Raw genomic sequence first — 15435 nt, 5'->3', positions numbered from 1 at the left:
ATTATTTTTTGGTCGTAGGGGCGAATTGCAATTTGCCCTTAATAAATCAATCACTGATACAAAGTTGAGAATAGGGTATAATTTGGAAAATCAACAGCTTAAATGTTGAATTTCCAGTCAAAGGGCATTTCATGATGCCCACGGAGTGCCATCATCAGAGTCTGTTTCATGTGTTGCAAGACTTCGGGGGTGTAGGCGATGGCAGGGCAACCCCAAACAGGGTTGGGCCAGCGAGCGTCATTTTGATAGCGGACGACATGATGAAAGTGTAGTTGTGGCACTTGATTGCCAAGGGCGGCGACGTTCATTTTGTCCGCCCCAAAGATTTTTGCCATTTGGCTAGATACCCAGCTTGATTCACGCAAAAATTGCACTTGGTCAGCGTCGGATAACTCATAGATTTCTTTGATGTTTGAGACGCGTGGCACCAAAATCAGCCAAGGAAATTGACAGTCATTCATCAAACGCACGGTACATAGGGGTAGGTCGCCAACCAAAAATGTGTCTTTGGCAAGCGCGGGGTGTAACTGAAACATGGATTCGCCTTTTTTTAATTATGAATTTTAACAGGATATTGTAACATGATTTTGGTAAAAATTTTAAGGGCTTTGGCAAAATTTTGCAAGTTTTTATCAATTTAAATTGATTTGATAAATTTTCAAAATTTGTTCAATTTAAGCTAGTTTTCCCCCTTGATTGTGTGTTAAACTAGATAGGAAAAACGCCAAAATTTGGCATTGGTTTAACTTAAATTAAGGTGAAAGACATGGGTAAAAATGTTGTCGTGCTTGGCAGTCAGTGGGGCGATGAAGGCAAAGGTAAAATCGTGGATTTATTGACCGAAAAAGCAACTGCCGTGGCACGCTATCAAGGCGGACACAATGCAGGGCATACGCTTGTTGTTGGTGGCGAAAAGACGGTATTGCACCTTATTCCATCTGGGATTTTGCGTGAAGGCGTAACCTGCTTTATCGGCAATGGCGTGGTACTAGCCCCCGATGCTCTACTAAAAGAGATGAAAGGCTTGACTGACAAAGGCGTGCCTGTGCGTGAAAGACTTCGTATCTCGCCTGCTTGTCCGCTTATCATGCCTTATCACACCGCCCTAGACCAAGCCCGTGAATTAAAGCGTGGCAACAGCAAAATCGGCACAACAGGTCGTGGTATTGGTCCTGCTTATGAAGATAAAGTGGCTCGCCGTGGCTTGCGTGTGGCGGATTTGTTCCGCAGTGATTTGGCGGACAAATTGGCAACGATTTTAGAATACCATAACTTTGCTTTAACCCAGTACTATAAAGTTGAAGCGATTGATTATGATGCTACCCTTGCTCTATGTCAAGAATGGGCAAGCGAGCTAAAAGACTTGGTTGTGGACGTCACAGACGAGCTAGAAACACGCCGTCAGGCAGGCGAGAACTTGATGTTTGAAGGGGCCCAAGGTACCTTGCTTGACATTGACCACGGTACTTATCCGTTTGTAACGAGCTCAAACACCACTGCAGGGGGCGTGGCAATAGGCACAGGGCTTGGGCCTTTGTATTTTGATTATGTGCTTGGCATCACCAAAGCCTATACCACTCGTGTGGGTTCAGGACCTTTCCCAACCGAGCTGTTTGATGATGTGGGTGAGCATTTGGGCAAAGTGGGGCATGAGTTTGGAGCGACCACAGGGCGTGCCAGACGTTGTGGCTGGTTTGATGCAGTGGCACTTAGACGTGCGGTGGTGCTAAACTCCATGAGCGGTATTTGCCTAACCAAACTTGACGTGCTAGACGGTCTTAGTGAGATTAAGATTGCCACTGATTATACCTTGCCAGAAGGCGAGATTCAGGGTGCGTATGATGCTGAGTATTATGCCAAAGTAACGCCTGTGTATGAGACATTGCAAGGCTGGAGTGAGTCTACAATCGGTATTACCAAGTTTGACGATTTGCCAAAGAATGCCAAAGTCTATATCAAGCGTATCGAAGAGCTGGTGGGCTGTCCTGTGGACATCATCTCAACAGGGGCGGACAGAGCCGAGACGATTGTGCTAAGAGACCCGTTTGATGCATGATTTAGCATGATTTAATCTGACACAAAACCATTTATTTTATGATAAGTGGTTTTTTGTTGTCATTATTTTGCCATAATCTTTAAAAAATTCTTGACTTTGGGGGTAAAAAATGATTATATTTAGTTGTCATTTGAATAAGTGGTAATTACGCAAGTTCAAATAACGCAATGCTAACGATACGTTACTGTTTTTCACATAAGGACATACCCATGAATGCAAAATTTGTACCATCAGCACTGCTTGTCTCGCTTAGCCTGGCTTTATTTGGCTGTGGTGGCGATAAAGAGTCAACCCAAACATTAGCAGGTAATACATCTGTTGCTACAGGCGAACTTGCCGATACACAAGAAGTGACCATCAATAACGGTGCAGAGCCTGAGTCGCTAGACCCGCATAAAGTATCAGGCGTGCCAGAATCTAACGTCATTCGTCAGCTATTGGTTGGTTTGACATCAACCGATGCAAATGGTAACACTGTACCTGGCATGGCAGAATCATGGGAGAGTGCTGATAATAAGGTGTGGACATTTAAATTGCGTGATGCCAAGTGGTCAAATGGCGACCCTGTGACGGCTCAGGATTTTGTGTATAGTTTTCAGCGCCTGGTAAATCCTGAGACAGCATCGCCTTATGCCACTTATTTGGTGGCGGTCAAGGTGGTGAATGCCTAGGACATCGTAAACGGTAAGGCAAAACCTGATACACTGGGTGTCAAAGCCATTGATGATAAGACGCTTGAGGTCACCTTATCCGAGCCTGTACCTTATTTGCCTGACACGCTCATTCATACTTCTGTCAAGCCTGTCAACCAAAAAGCAGTAGAGCAACATGGTGACAAATGGACAGCAGTGGGTAACTATGTGGCGAATGGTGCTTACAACCTAAAAGATTGGCAAGTCAATGAACGCATTGTGTTAGAGCGTAATGCCAGTTATTATGATGACGCCAAGACAACCATCAATACAGTGACGCTACTGGCTATCCCATCAGAGGTTACCGACGTGACTCGCTACAAAGCAGGCGAGGTGGATGTCACGGCAGATGCCTTGCCATCAGAGCAGTTTAAACAGCTCCAATCAGAGTTGGGCGAGCAGGTTAAAGTTCAGCCGAAGCTATGTACTTATTACTATGAGTTCAATCACACCAAAGCCCCGTTTGATGATGTGCGTGTGCGTAAAGCGTTGTCGTTGGCACTAGACCGTGACATCATCACTGACAATATCTTGGCACAAGGTCAGACCGTGGCATATCAATTCACGCCAAATTCTATCGCAGGCATGAAGGATTATGAGCCTGAGTGGAAGGCGTGGGATAAAGCCAAGCGTATTGAAGAAGCTAAAAAGCTACTCAATGAAGCAGGTTTTAATGAGTCCAATCCTTTGAAGTTTGAACTGCTGTATAACACATCAGAGGCACACAAAAAACTGGCGGTGGCGGCAGCGTCGTTCTGGAAAGATTCTTTGGGCTTTGTTGAAGTGAGTCTAAATAACCAAGAATGGAAAACCTACCTTGAAACTCGACGCACTCAAAAGCATCAAGTATCTCGTGGCGCGTGGTGTGCTGACTACAATGAAGCATCAACGTTCCTAAATACATTCATCTCAAGCGATTCAAGTAACTATGGTAAATACAACAGCCCAGAGTTTGACCGTTTGATGAGTAGTACATTAGGGGCGGATGTTACCGCAGAACAGCGTGCCGAGCTGTATCGCCAAGCCGAGGCGGTGCTAGATAAAGACAGTGCGACCATCTTTGTGTATCACTATGTATCACCCCGTTTGGTAAAACCATACGTCCTAGGCTATGCAGACAACGACCCGCAAAGCACATGGCAGGTTAAAGATTGGAAAATTGCCAAACACTAACACATAACAACAGCACAAATCGCCCTAGGGTGATTTGTGTTTTGTTTATCATAGGAGCATAGGAGAAAGTATGTCCCATTTTATGTCTCAACTGCCACGTTTTCATCCTGCTGTGCTTAGCATGGCAGTCTTATTTGGTTTGACAGCGTGTGGCGGTGATAAGCCAAGCTCAGCTCAAACCGATACTACCCAAACTAACACCAATGCCCAAGCCACTGCTGAGCAAGCCATTACCATCAATAATGCCAGCGAACCTGAGTCGCTTGACCCGCATGTTGCCAAAGGTGTGCAAGAGGCGAACGTGATTCGTCAGTTTTCAGAGGGGCTACTGACAACAGATAATGATGGTAATCTGGTGGCAGGCATGGCACAAAAGTGGGAGAGTGCTGACAATAAAGTATGGACTTTTAGCTTGCGTGATGCCACATGGTCAAATGGCGACCCCGTAACGGCTCATGATTTTGTGTATAGTTTTCAGCGGTTGGTTGACCCAAAAACGGGGTCATCGTACGCCAGTTACCTAGAAGATGCCAAAGTGGTCAATGCCGGTGAGATTATCTTGGGTAATAAACCAACGGATACATTGGGCGTACGAGCCATTGATGATAAGACCTTGGAGATTACCTTATCAGAAGCGGTACCTTATTTGCCTGACATGATGATTCATACATCTGTACAGCCTGTACACAAGGCAACCGTGGAAGCTCATGGCGATAAATGGACAAATCCTAAAAATATCGTGGTCAATGGGGCGTATAAGCCGACTGAATGGATAGTCAATGAAAAAATCGTCTTAGAGAAAAACCCATCCTATCATGACCATGCCAATGTCAAACTAGATAAGCTGACCATGCTACCCATTCCGCAGGCGACTACGGATGTACAGCGTTATCAGGCAGGTGAGATTGACATTACCGCCAGTGAACTGCCATCTGAGCAGTTTGCATCCCTAAAACGAACCCTAGGCGATGAGGTCAAATCCGCCCCAACGCTATGCACCTATTATTATGAACTTAATGTTGATAACGCCCCCTTTGATGACATCAAAGTTCGCCGTGCCTTAAACTTAGCAGCAGACAGAGAATTGATTGCTGAGAAAGTCATGGGACAAGGACAAGTGCCTGCCTATCAATTTACCCCGCCTGCCGTCAAAGGGGGGTTAAAATACACCCCAGAATGGCAATCATGGGACAGAGCCAAGCGTTTAGAGGAAGCCAAAAAGCTACTAAATGAAGCAGGTTATAATGAATCCAACCCATTGACCTTTAAGCTGTTGTATGACACCAACGAAAGCCACAAAAAAATCGCCGTGGCAATGGCAAGCCTATGGAAAGAATCCTTGGGTGTGAATGTAGAGCTTGTGAACGAAGAGTGGAAGAGCTACCTAGAAACTCGCCGTCTGGGCAAATACCAAATGGTGCGAGCCAGATGGTGTGGCGATTATAACGAATCATCAACCTTCCTAAACTTGATGAAATCAAACAACACCAACAACTGGTCAGCCTATAAGAGTGCCGAATATGACGCCATCATGGCAAGTTCATTACAAGCGGGGCTAAACGATGAAGAGCGAGTGAAAATCTATCATCAAGCTGAGAGTCTGCTGGATAAAGATGAGGTGCATATTGACATCTTTTATTATACCAATGCTCGCCTAGTCAAGCCTTATGTGAAAGGGTATTCTAACAAAGACCCGCTTGACCAATGGCAAGCCAAATATTGGTCAGTGGCAAAATAAGCCATTAACACCGCTGGGGTGGAATGCCCCAGCTTCATCATCATGGAGAACTAAGATGAAACTATCAACATTAAACCTAGCCATGCTTACCTTATGTGGAGCGGTTACTTTGACAGGGTGTGGGGGTGATAAGCCGTCCGCCCAAGCAGGTGGTGCCAGTAGTGCCAGTGCATCCAAGGACAGCATTACCATTCCCAATGGTGCAGAGCCTGAATCATTGGATTTGCATAAGGCATCAGATTCAAGTTCATTTGCCATCATTCGCCAAATGTTTGTCGGATTGGTCAGTGCTGATGAAAAAGGAGCGACCATACCAGTATTGGCAAGTGAATGGGACAGTGCCGATGGTAAAGTGTGGACATTTAAAATCCGTGATGCCAAATGGTCAGATGATACACCGATTACCGCTCATGACTTTGTGTATAGTTTTCAACGTCTGACCGATCCAAATACCGCATCACCATATTCTAGCTATTTGGTGGATGCCAAAGTGGTCAATGCAGGTCAAATTGCTGAAGGTAAGGCAGGCGTGGAAACCTTGGGTGTAAAAGCCGTTGATGATAAAACGCTTGAAATTACACTAACTGACCCCGTACCTTATTTGCCCGACTTATTGGTATTGCCTGTGGCATATGCTGTGCCAAAGCAAGCCATCGACGCTCATGGCGACAAATGGCTTGACCCTGCCAACATCGTGGTTAGTGGTGCGTACAAATTGACCGATTGGGTGGTGAATAGTCACATCACCGTAGAGCGAAATCCTGCCTATTTTGGTGAAGTGACGGGTAATATTAATAAAGCCACGTTCCTGCCCATCACATCAGCATCTACAGAAGTCAATCGCTACAAAGCAGGCGAGGTTGAGCTTGCCGCCATTCCATCGGAGCATTTGGCAAGCATCAAAAAGGAGTTGCCTGATGAGGTGCATTCTTCGCCAAAATTGTGTACTTTTTATTTAGAATATAATCACGCCAAAGCACCTTTTAATGATGTAAAAGCTCGTCAAGCCATTGCCATGGCATTAGACCGTGAGACGATTGCTGAAAAAGTGTTGGGTCGTGGCGAGAAGGCAACCTATCAGTTTACCCCACCTGCCATTCACGGCATGGGCGAGGTCAGCCACGAGTGGACAAAACTTGACAAATCAGCACGAGTGGCACAAGCCAAAAAGCTCATTGAAGAGGCGGGTTATTCGGCGAGCAAGCCTTTAAAGTTTGAACTGCTATACAGCACGAGCGAAACAGGTAAGCGTATCGCCACAGCCACATCATCCATGCTTAATGAATCATTTGGTGGTAGTGTCAATGTGTCTATCATCAATCAAGAATGGAAAACCATGTTAGATACTCGCCGTCAAGGTAAGTTTGATACAGCATTTGCAGGATGGTGTGCCGACTATAACGAGCCATCAACTTTCCTAAATATCTTACGCTCGGGTAACAGTAACAACTCAGGTCAATACAAAAATGCAGAATTTGACCGTTTGTTGGATTCAACCCTAAGTGCAGGCATTAGTGATGATGAGCGTATGAAAATCTACCACAATGCCGAGGCGATTTTGGACAGGGATATGGTCATGGTGCCGATTTATACTGCCATTTCGGTTCGCCTCAAAAAGCCCTATCTAGAAGCAGAGTCACTAAATGACCCGAGCAGTAACTGGCAAATCAAAGACTGGACGTTAAAATAATTGGGTACGAGTCACAGCACCTTGCAGTTGTTTGTGAGGTGCTGTTGTTTTTAAAAATCACGCCCTATGATTCATGCGAATTTTTGCAATAAATTATTTTTAATAAAAGTTTTAAATACCGATGTTTTATTAAAAATAATTAATAGGTGTATATAATGGCTTATGTTACAATAAGCCACCGATTTTTAGGTAAAACCCATCAGTAGAGGGAATGTTAGATGATGACAGATGCACAAAAGCAGTGGCAAAAGGCATTGGGATGATGTATGGGTCACCGCTCATTTGTTAAACTGACAGGGTTTCTACGTTGCCATGGACTTGCAACAACAATAAGAGAGTGCTTATGTTTAAACTCATTTTTAAGCGTGTGTTAGAAGCCATTCCAACCATGCTCTTTTTGATTACCATTTCGTTTTTTATGATGCGACTTGCTCCCGGCAGTCCTTTTACGGGCGAGCGTAATCTACCCCCTGCGGTACTTGCCAACATCGAGGCGAAATACCATTTAAATGACCCGATATGGCTTCAATTTTTAAATTACCTAAAACAGCTTGCCCAAGGGGATTTTGGTCCATCTTTTAAGTACAAGGATTACACCATCAATGAACTGCTTGCCCAAGCCTTGCCTGTTTCGATAGAGATTGGCTTGTATGCATTCATCATTGCGGTGGTGTTGGGGATTGGTTTGGGGGTGATTGCTGCCTTAAAACAAAACAGCTGGCTTGATTATACGTTGATGACATTGGCAATGACAGGCATAGTCATACCAAGCTTTGTCAAAGCACCGCTACTTGTGCTTATTTTTGCGGTTATTTTAAAATGGTTTCCTGCTGGGGGCTGGAATGGTGGGGCATTCATGAATTTGGTGCTACCTGTGGCAGCATTGGCGATAGGTTATGTGGCAAGCATCGCTCGCATCACAAGAGGTTCGATGATTGAGGTGATGAATAGCCCCTATATTCGTACCGCCAAAGCAAAGGGATTACCTTTATCACACATTGTGATTAAACATGCCTTGCGTCCTGCCATGTTGCCCATCATCTCTTATTTGGGGCCTGCATTTGTGGGGATAATCACAGGCTCTATCGTGATTGAGACGATTTTTGGTTTGCCTGGTATTGGTCAGCTTTTTGTCAATGGTGCTTTAAACCGTGATTATAGCCTTGTGCTAAGTTTGACGATTTTGGTGGGGGTATTGACAATCCTATTTAATGCGATTGTTGATATTTTGTATGCGGTGATTGACCCAAAAATTAAATACTAATAATGAAGGAATGTGTATGTCTATGAATGCAAGCAAAACCGTGCAAACCATAGAACCTGTGGTAAAGGGACGAAGTTTGTGGCAAGATGCATGGCGACGTTTTCGCCGTAACAAAGCTGCCATAGCAAGTGGTGTGGTATTACTTCTTATCACGGCATTTGTGATTGTTGCCCCCATGTTATCATCATTTGGCTATGCTGATACGGATTGGAGTAACATGGGTATTGCCCCATCCATGCAAACCAAGCACTATTTTGGTACAGATACCTTAGGGCGAGACCTGCTCGTACGGACGGCAGTCGGCGGACAAATATCACTGATGGTGGGGATTGCAGGTGCTTTGGTGGCGGTACTGGTAGGTACGGTTTATGGTGCGGTCTCTGGCTTTTTGGGCGGCAAAGTGGATATGGTCATGATGCGGTTTTTAGAGATTTTAAGTGCCTTTCCTTTCATGTTTTTTGTGATTTTGCTTGTTACCTTGTTTGGGCGTAATATCATCTTGATTTTTGTGGCAATCGGTTTGGTCTCATGGCTTGATGTGGCTCGTATCGTGCGTGGTCAGACATTGAGTCTAAAAAACAAGGAATTTATTGAAGCTGCCCGAGTAACGGGGGTTACCAACTGGCAAATTGTCATCCGTCATATCGTGCCAAATGTATTGGGTGTGGTTGTGATTTATGCATCTCTTATTGTGCCTGGGATGATTTTATTTGAATCATTTTTAAGTTTTTTAGGGCTGGGTGTGCAAGAGCCCAGAACCAGTTGGGGGGCACTGCTTCAAGAAGGAGCTCAAACCATGCAGGTTGCTCCGTGGCAGCTGCTTGTGCCATCTACTTTTTTGGTGATAACACTGTTTTGTTTTAACTTTATTGGCGATGGTTTGCGTGATGCCTTAGACCCAAAGGACAGATGATATGACATTATTACAAGTAAAAAATTTGGATGTATTTTTAAAAACCGATGAAGAGCTTGTCCATGCGGTCAAAGATTTATCATTTACCGTAGAAAAAGGGGAGACGCTTGCCATCGTCGGTGAGTCAGGTTCAGGTAAGTCGGTAACGTCAATGGCAATCATGCAGCTTTTGCCCAAAAATATCACCACTTTTGACAAAAAATCATCGGTGCTTTTTAATGGTAAAGAGCTGCTTGACTTATCTGAAAGACAGATGCGTGCCATTCGTGGTGATAAGATTGCCATGATTTTTCAAGAACCCATGACATCACTCAATCCATTTGTCCCCATTGGCAAACAAGTGGCAGAAGCGGTCAGCATTCACAATCCGAGTGTAAGCAAGTCCGAAGCCACCAAACTGGCACTTGACACCTTACAAAAGGTCAAAATCCCCAATGCTGACAAAAAAATGACAGCATATCCACATGAATTTTCAGGTGGGCAACTTCAACGCATCATGATTGCAATGGCAATCATCAATAAACCCGACCTACTCATCGCCGATGAACCGACTACCGCTCTTGATGTAACCACGCAGGCGGAAATTTTGGATTTAATGCTAGAATTGCAGCGTGATTTGGGCATGGCGATTATTTTAATCTCTCATGATTTGCGATTGGTGAGAAAGTACAGCGATCAAGTGTGTGTCATGCAGTATGGCGTGATTATTGAACGTGGCACGACCCAAGAGGTCTTTGATAATCCACAACATCCTTATACTGTTGAGCTGTTGACCCCCATTCCCAACAATCACAAACCCATCCTTGATGAATCTGCCCCAAAGCTCATCACAGCAGAGGGCATTAAGGTGGATTATGTCATCGCACGCAACTTTTTTGGCAAGCCGACCAAAACCTTTAATGCAGTCAAGGGCATCACACTTGACCTAAAAGTGGGCGAAACGCTCGGCATCGTAGGTGAGTCAGGTTCGGGCAAATCCACGCTGGGGCGTGCCATCATGCAGATTGTGGAATCCACGGGCGACATTCGTTTTAATGGCGAGAAAATCATTGACACCACAGGCGACAAACGCCAAGCTCTACGCCGTGATATGCAAATCGTCTTTCAAGACCCCTTTAACTCATTGTCGCCTCGTCTGACCGTGCGTGAGATTATAGAAGAGGGGCTTACTGTACATTTTCCGCAGATGAGCAAAGAAGAACGTCGGCAAAAGGTGGTTAAGATCTTAAAAGAAGTCAATCTATCGCCCACCATGATAAACCGCTATCCGCATGAGTTCTCAGGGGGTCAGCGTCAGCGTATCGCCATCGCCCGAGCGATTATTTTAGAGCCAAAATTTGTTTTGCTTGATGAACCGACATCTGCCCTTGATCGCTCTACCCAAATCATGGTAGTCAATCTTTTAAATGACCTACAAAAAAAATATGGACTAAGCTATATTTTTATCAGCCATGATTTATCGGTGGTCAAAGCACTCTCTGACCGCGTGATTGTGATGAGTGGGGGTGAAGTGGTGGAGATGGGTACGGCAAGACAGATTTTTGAAGAGCCAAAGCATGAGTACACCCAGCTACTAGTGCAAGCATCTAATTTGTCTTAGTTTGTCCTAGTTTGTCTTAATTTATTTTACCCCGTCCAACAAAAAAACCAGTCAAGCGACTGGTTTTTTATCGTGGTTTGGTGTAAAGTTTATCCGATAATCCCAAAAAACTGCAACAAAAACAGCCCCGTAAACCCTGTCAAAAACACAATCCCGCAGATGGCATAGATATTCATCAGATGCGAGAGTTTTTTGCCACGGCTTTTGATGAGTGAGTAGTTCAAATAGGCAAAAATAGGTGCAGTGACAAAGGCAGAAATCATGGCAAATTTGAGCAAAGTTGCCATCTGCCCCATAAAGAATGTGATGAGTCCAAAACCTGTGATGGTGGTAATAGTCGTCCAAAACAGCGTGGTCTTGCCTGATGGCTCGTGTCCACTGATGAGTGTAAAGCATTCGGCATTGGCACGACCATAGCCATCCACGCAAGTGATGATGGTGCCAAACATGCACAAAAAGGCGATGAACGTCACCAAGCCCCTTGCCCATTCGCCGATGGTGTTGGTGTACATATTGATGAGCTGTCCGATATAAGCACTGCCCTGCATGGCAATCTCTTGCCCTGTGCCATACTGGACAAACACCCCCAACGCCAAGAAAAATAACGCCAAAATGGCAGAGCTAAGATAGCCGACATTAAAGTCAAGCAAGCCTTGTTCATGTGTTGGATGGTCATCACGAATTTTTTTGGCGGTCCACACCGATGAGATGGCGGAGAATTCTAATGGCGTTGGCATCCAGCCCATCAAGGCGATGATGAAGGAAAGTCCTGCCATGTTAAACGGTGATACTGCCACAAAGTCATGGGCAGGTGGTGGTGCTTTTGCCCCTGCGATGATGACCGCCAAGATGGTCGTAACGGTCAGCAAAATAATGATCCATTTGGTCACATTATCAAGCATCCGAAAATGCCCAAAGATGAGCAATGCCCAAGATGCCACCACCATCACCGCCGACAGTACAACTGTGGAGAGTTCAAAGGGGAGCATATAACTTAAAATCACCGCTGTCAGCAGTACCACAGCCCCTGTACTGATCATGCCTGATAGGATGGATAGAATAAAAAACGCCCAAAGATAAAATTTAGACTTTTTGGCGTAGCCTGCAATGAGACTCTCACCCGTTTCATAAGCGTAGTCGGTGGCAAAGCGAAAAAAAGGGTATTTAAAAAAGTTTGCCAATAAGATGATGATGGCAAGTTGCCAACCATATAACGCCCCCGCCTGTGTTGATGCGATCAAGTGTGAACCACCAATGGCGGCAGATGCAATCAAAATACCTGGCCCAAAGGCTCTCCAGTTAATGCGATTAGCCATAACTGCCCCAATAATAAAAATAAAGTTTTGTGATATTAGCATATTATAGCTTATTGTTTTATAATTTTTTATGATTAATAATTTATATTATGCAGAAATTTTTATATAAAGTAGGGCGTTTTGTAAAAATGTTACCAACGGTCGGCATGCCCTTTATATTTGCGGTTTTGCCCTTATAATATGTCATTATTTTTTAATTTTTTAAGAGAATATCGCAATGACCACTTTTGTCAGTTTTAATATTAACGGACTGCGTGCCAGACCGCACCAACTCGTTGCCGTGCGTGATACGCTTGGGGCGGATGTTATTGGTTTGCAAGAAACCAAAGTCCATGATGATGCCTTTCCCCTAAAAGACGTGGAGAGCCTTGGTTATCATGTGGAATTTTTTGGGCAAAAGTCGCATTATGGTGTGGCGATTTTGTCCAAATTTGAGCCGATTTTTGTGCAAAAGGGCTTTCCCTTTGCTGATGTGGATGCTCAAAGACGGCTCATTCATGCCCGATTTGATGTCAATGGGCGTGAGATTGATGTTATCAACGGCTATTTTCCCCAAGGCGAAAACCGTGAACATGAGACCAAATTCCCCATGAAACGTGCTTTTTATGCCGACCTAAACCGCTACATTGACGAGCTAAAAGGGCAGGGGCGTGAGCTTGTCATCATGGGCGATATGAACATCTCGCCCCATGACAACGATGTGGGCATTGGCGAGCCAAACGCCAAACGCTGGCTAAAAAATGGCACTTGTTCGTTTTTGCCCGAAGAGCGTGAGTGGTATGATGCCTTAATGAGTCGTGATTTGCACGACACTTACCGTAAGTTTAAGCCTGACAGTGCAGACGAGTTTAGTTGGTTTGATTACCGCTCAAAAGGCTTTGATGACACGCCAAAACGGGGTTTGCGGATTGACCATATTCTGTGTACAGACAGACTTATCCAAGACTGCGTGGATGCAGGAATCAGCTATGACATTCGTGGGCTAGAAAAGCCGTCTGACCATGCACCGATTTGGGCAAGGTTTGGGGTGTGATGTGCTTAAATCACTAGCCAACCACCTTAATACCGCCCACACGCTGTATCCTGTGGTCTTAAAATCTTTGCAAGCCTTTGAATGGCAAGTGGATAACCATGTGTCATCAGATGACGAGTTTGACCAAGCCTATCAAAAGCTTGCTGATGATTTGGCGGAGTTAACAGGCAAAGACATGGGCGAATATCTCTTGTGGGAGTGGTGGGAAGTGGACGGCGTAGAAGCCCTTGCGTTCAAGATTGCCCTGCCAAAACCTGTCGCCTGTCATGTCGGGCAAGATGACTTGACAGACATCGTGCGGACATTAAAACACGAGCAAACACGGCAAATAGCACCATTCATCAATGAGCCACACGATAAAACCGATGAGTTTATTGGATGTTGTGAACATTATTTGGATAGCTATTTGCATGAATTATTGGCGGTCAATTTCCCAAAAAGCTATGATTACGATTTATTTTGTTCCCACAAAATAGACGGCAACCACATAGAATTTGGCAGTGATGACATCATTGACGTGATTTTAAGTGGCAAATCTTATCAATCCCAAAAACAAACACTCTTTAAAAGATATAGATAAATCCATGACCAAACTTATCTTAATAGACCAAGACGGCGTATTGGCAGATTTTGAAAAATCAATCAATATCATTTGGCAGAAGCGACACGGCACGCCATTGCCCATTGATAATCGCACCGAATTTTATTTGCACGATGAACTGCCACAGCATAAAGCGGAGCTAAACGACATTTATGCCCAAAAAGGCTTTTTTGAAAATCTGCCCCCAATAGACGGGGCGATAACTGCCTTGCAGACCTTGCTTGATAATGGGCTAGATGTGCGAATTTGTACCGCTCCCATACGAGCGTATCGGCATTGCGTGAGTGAAAAATTTGCGTGGGTGGAGCGATATTTGGGGGCAGAGTGGACAAAACGCATTATCTTGACTAAGGACAAAACGTGGGTGCGTGGCGATGTGCTGATAGATGATAAGCCTGTCATCACAGGGTCTTTGATACCGATGTGGGAGCATTGGCATTACTTGCAGGGATATAACGAGCACCTGCCAGGCAAAAAAGTCGTGTGGACGGATAAGGAGAGCTGGGCGGAGCTTTTGACATTCAAGTCATCATGATTTATAAAAGTTGCTGTCTTGGCATGGAAGACATCATGATGATGTTTTTTTTAAAAATTTATTTAACATAATCTTAATCATTTACGCTCATTTTAAAAATAAAATCCAAAATCTCATCATAAAAACCTACCACAAAACACCTGTATAAGCCTGATTTTATGCTATAATGACCCATTTTTATACTTTTAAAAACATGAAAAACTTAAAACCCACAACCCTAATCCCTGCCCCACATATGGGCGACAGTGCAGTGCTTGAAGTGGACGCACATTGGGCAGGCTCGGACGTGCTTGCTCTTATATTACACCCCAACCCCAAAGCAGGCGGGACAATGAATAATAAGGTCGTTACGACCCTATACCGCTTTTGCAAAGAAGCTAATATGGATACCGTGCGGTTTAATTATCGGGGCGTGGGGCAGTCAAGCGGTGAGATTGAGTATGGCAATGGCGAGTATTTAGACAGCCTATGCGTGCTTGATTGGGCGTTGAAGCAGACATCTGCCAAGACGCTTTGGCTGGCAGGATTTTCTTTTGGTGGATTTATTGCGTGCCGTGTGGCGGATAAGGTGTTGGCGGATTATGATGTCAATCTGCAAAAACTCACACTCATCGCCCCGTCCATTGAAAAAAACAACCCAACAGGGCTAACCTTGCCAACCGATACGCTTATGATTTATGGCGACCAAGATGAATTTGTCCGCCCAAGCAGTATGGCGGATTTTGCCGATGAGTTTGGCATACGCCGTAAAGTGATGACAGGGGCGAGCCACTTTTTTCATGGGCGACTTGGCGAGCTAAAAGAATTGATTGAAAAATGATTTG

12 protein-coding genes and 1 pseudogene are annotated in these 15435 nt (G+C 44.7%); 11 read left to right on the top strand and 2 right to left on the bottom strand.

The window, feature by feature from the left end:
* Positions 1–98: 98 nt before the first annotated feature.
* Positions 99–536, bottom strand: coding sequence for an HIT domain-containing protein (locus B5J94_RS00720; protein WP_062498765.1), 438 nt, complete (start codon positions 534–536; stop codon positions 99–101).
* A 230-nt stretch (positions 537–766) separates the two neighbouring features.
* On the opposite strand from B5J94_RS00720, the gene B5J94_RS00715 reads away from it, so the two are divergent.
* From B5J94_RS00715 to B5J94_RS00685, 7 genes and pseudogenes are all read left to right on the top strand, one after another.
* Positions 767–2056, top strand: coding sequence for an adenylosuccinate synthase (locus tag B5J94_RS00715; protein WP_062498766.1), 1290 nt, complete (start codon positions 767–769; stop codon positions 2054–2056).
* Positions 2057–2223: 167 nt separating this feature from the next.
* Positions 2224–3921: pseudogene (locus B5J94_RS00710) on the top strand (ABC transporter substrate-binding protein).
* A gap of 70 nt (positions 3922–3991) precedes the next feature.
* Positions 3992–5659, top strand: a complete 1668-nt coding sequence (locus B5J94_RS00705) for an ABC transporter substrate-binding protein (protein ID WP_228144481.1) — start codon at positions 3992–3994, stop codon at positions 5657–5659.
* 55 nt (positions 5660–5714) lie between these two features.
* The gene (locus B5J94_RS00700) at positions 5715–7349 is read left to right on the top strand and encodes a peptide ABC transporter substrate-binding protein (RefSeq protein ID WP_062498767.1); all 1635 of its coding nucleotides are present in this window, start codon (positions 5715–5717) and stop codon (positions 7347–7349) included.
* Positions 7350–7692: 343 nt separating this feature from the next.
* Complete coding sequence (oppB, locus tag B5J94_RS00695) at positions 7693–8613, top strand: oligopeptide ABC transporter permease OppB (RefSeq protein ID WP_062498768.1); 921 nt, start codon at positions 7693–7695, stop codon at positions 8611–8613.
* 16 nt (positions 8614–8629) lie between these two features.
* Positions 8630–9526, top strand: coding sequence for an oligopeptide ABC transporter permease OppC (gene oppC / locus B5J94_RS00690; protein WP_211271032.1), 897 nt, complete (start codon positions 8630–8632; stop codon positions 9524–9526).
* A 1-nt stretch (position 9527) separates the two neighbouring features.
* Positions 9528–11126 carry an ABC transporter ATP-binding protein gene (locus B5J94_RS00685; RefSeq protein WP_062498770.1) on the top strand — a complete coding sequence of 533 codons (1599 nt, stop codon included), beginning with the start codon at positions 9528–9530 and terminating at the stop codon, positions 11124–11126.
* An 89-nt stretch (positions 11127–11215) separates the two neighbouring features.
* Here the strand turns inward: B5J94_RS00685 and B5J94_RS00680 are convergent, their stop codons facing one another.
* Entirely contained in the window at positions 11216–12442 is a 1227-nt protein-coding gene (locus B5J94_RS00680) for an NRAMP family divalent metal transporter (RefSeq protein WP_079363868.1), read from the bottom strand.
* 217 nt (positions 12443–12659) lie between these two features.
* Here B5J94_RS00680 and xthA point away from each other — a divergent pair, with 217 nt between their 5' ends.
* The 4 genes from xthA (at position 12660) to B5J94_RS00660 (ending at position 15431) form a co-directional block, all read left to right on the top strand.
* Complete coding sequence (xthA, locus tag B5J94_RS00675; protein WP_062498772.1) at positions 12660–13475, top strand: exodeoxyribonuclease III; 816 nt, start codon at positions 12660–12662, stop codon at positions 13473–13475.
* A gap of 1 nt (position 13476) precedes the next feature.
* Positions 13477–14055, top strand: a complete 579-nt coding sequence (locus B5J94_RS00670; RefSeq protein WP_143821863.1) for a hypothetical protein — start codon at positions 13477–13479, stop codon at positions 14053–14055.
* A gap of 4 nt (positions 14056–14059) precedes the next feature.
* Complete coding sequence (locus B5J94_RS00665) at positions 14060–14611, top strand: 5' nucleotidase, NT5C type (protein ID WP_062498774.1); 552 nt, start codon at positions 14060–14062, stop codon at positions 14609–14611.
* Between the two features lie 193 nt (positions 14612–14804).
* A complete protein-coding gene (locus B5J94_RS00660) occupies positions 14805–15431 on the top strand; it encodes an alpha/beta hydrolase (RefSeq protein WP_062498781.1) in 627 nt (208 codons plus the stop codon).
* The last annotated feature ends 4 nt before the right edge of the window (positions 15432–15435 follow it).

Origin of the sequence: Moraxella lacunata (assembly GCF_002027545.1) — a bacterium.
Lineage (GTDB): Bacteria > Pseudomonadota > Gammaproteobacteria > Pseudomonadales > Moraxellaceae > Moraxella > Moraxella lacunata.
Note: the sequence above shows the minus strand (reverse complement) of the source record. Positions and strands in the feature narration are given on the sequence as shown.

Excerpts from the sequence above, each read along its gene's own strand:
- B5J94_RS00680 (WP_079363868.1), bottom strand. The coding sequence starts at position 12,442 with ATGGCTAATCGCATTAACTGGAGAGCCTTTGGGCCAGGTATTTTGATT.
- xthA (WP_062498772.1), top strand. The coding sequence starts at position 12,660 with ATGACCACTTTTGTCAGTTTTAATATTAACGGACTGCGTGCCAGACCG.
- B5J94_RS00665 (WP_062498774.1), top strand. The coding sequence starts at position 14,060 with ATGACCAAACTTATCTTAATAGACCAAGACGGCGTATTGGCAGATTTT.
- B5J94_RS00705 (WP_228144481.1), top strand. The coding sequence starts at position 3,992 with ATGTCCCATTTTATGTCTCAACTGCCACGTTTTCATCCTGCTGTGCTT.
- oppB (WP_062498768.1), top strand. The coding sequence starts at position 7,693 with ATGTTTAAACTCATTTTTAAGCGTGTGTTAGAAGCCATTCCAACCATG.
- B5J94_RS00720 (WP_062498765.1), bottom strand. The coding sequence starts at position 536 with ATGTTTCAGTTACACCCCGCGCTTGCCAAAGACACATTTTTGGTTGGC.
- B5J94_RS00715 (WP_062498766.1), top strand. The coding sequence starts at position 767 with ATGGGTAAAAATGTTGTCGTGCTTGGCAGTCAGTGGGGCGATGAAGGC.
- oppC (WP_211271032.1), top strand. The coding sequence starts at position 8,630 with ATGTCTATGAATGCAAGCAAAACCGTGCAAACCATAGAACCTGTGGTA.
- B5J94_RS00700 (WP_062498767.1), top strand. The coding sequence starts at position 5,715 with ATGAAACTATCAACATTAAACCTAGCCATGCTTACCTTATGTGGAGCG.
- B5J94_RS00660 (WP_062498781.1), top strand. The coding sequence starts at position 14,805 with ATGAAAAACTTAAAACCCACAACCCTAATCCCTGCCCCACATATGGGC.
- B5J94_RS00685 (WP_062498770.1), top strand. The coding sequence starts at position 9,528 with ATGACATTATTACAAGTAAAAAATTTGGATGTATTTTTAAAAACCGAT.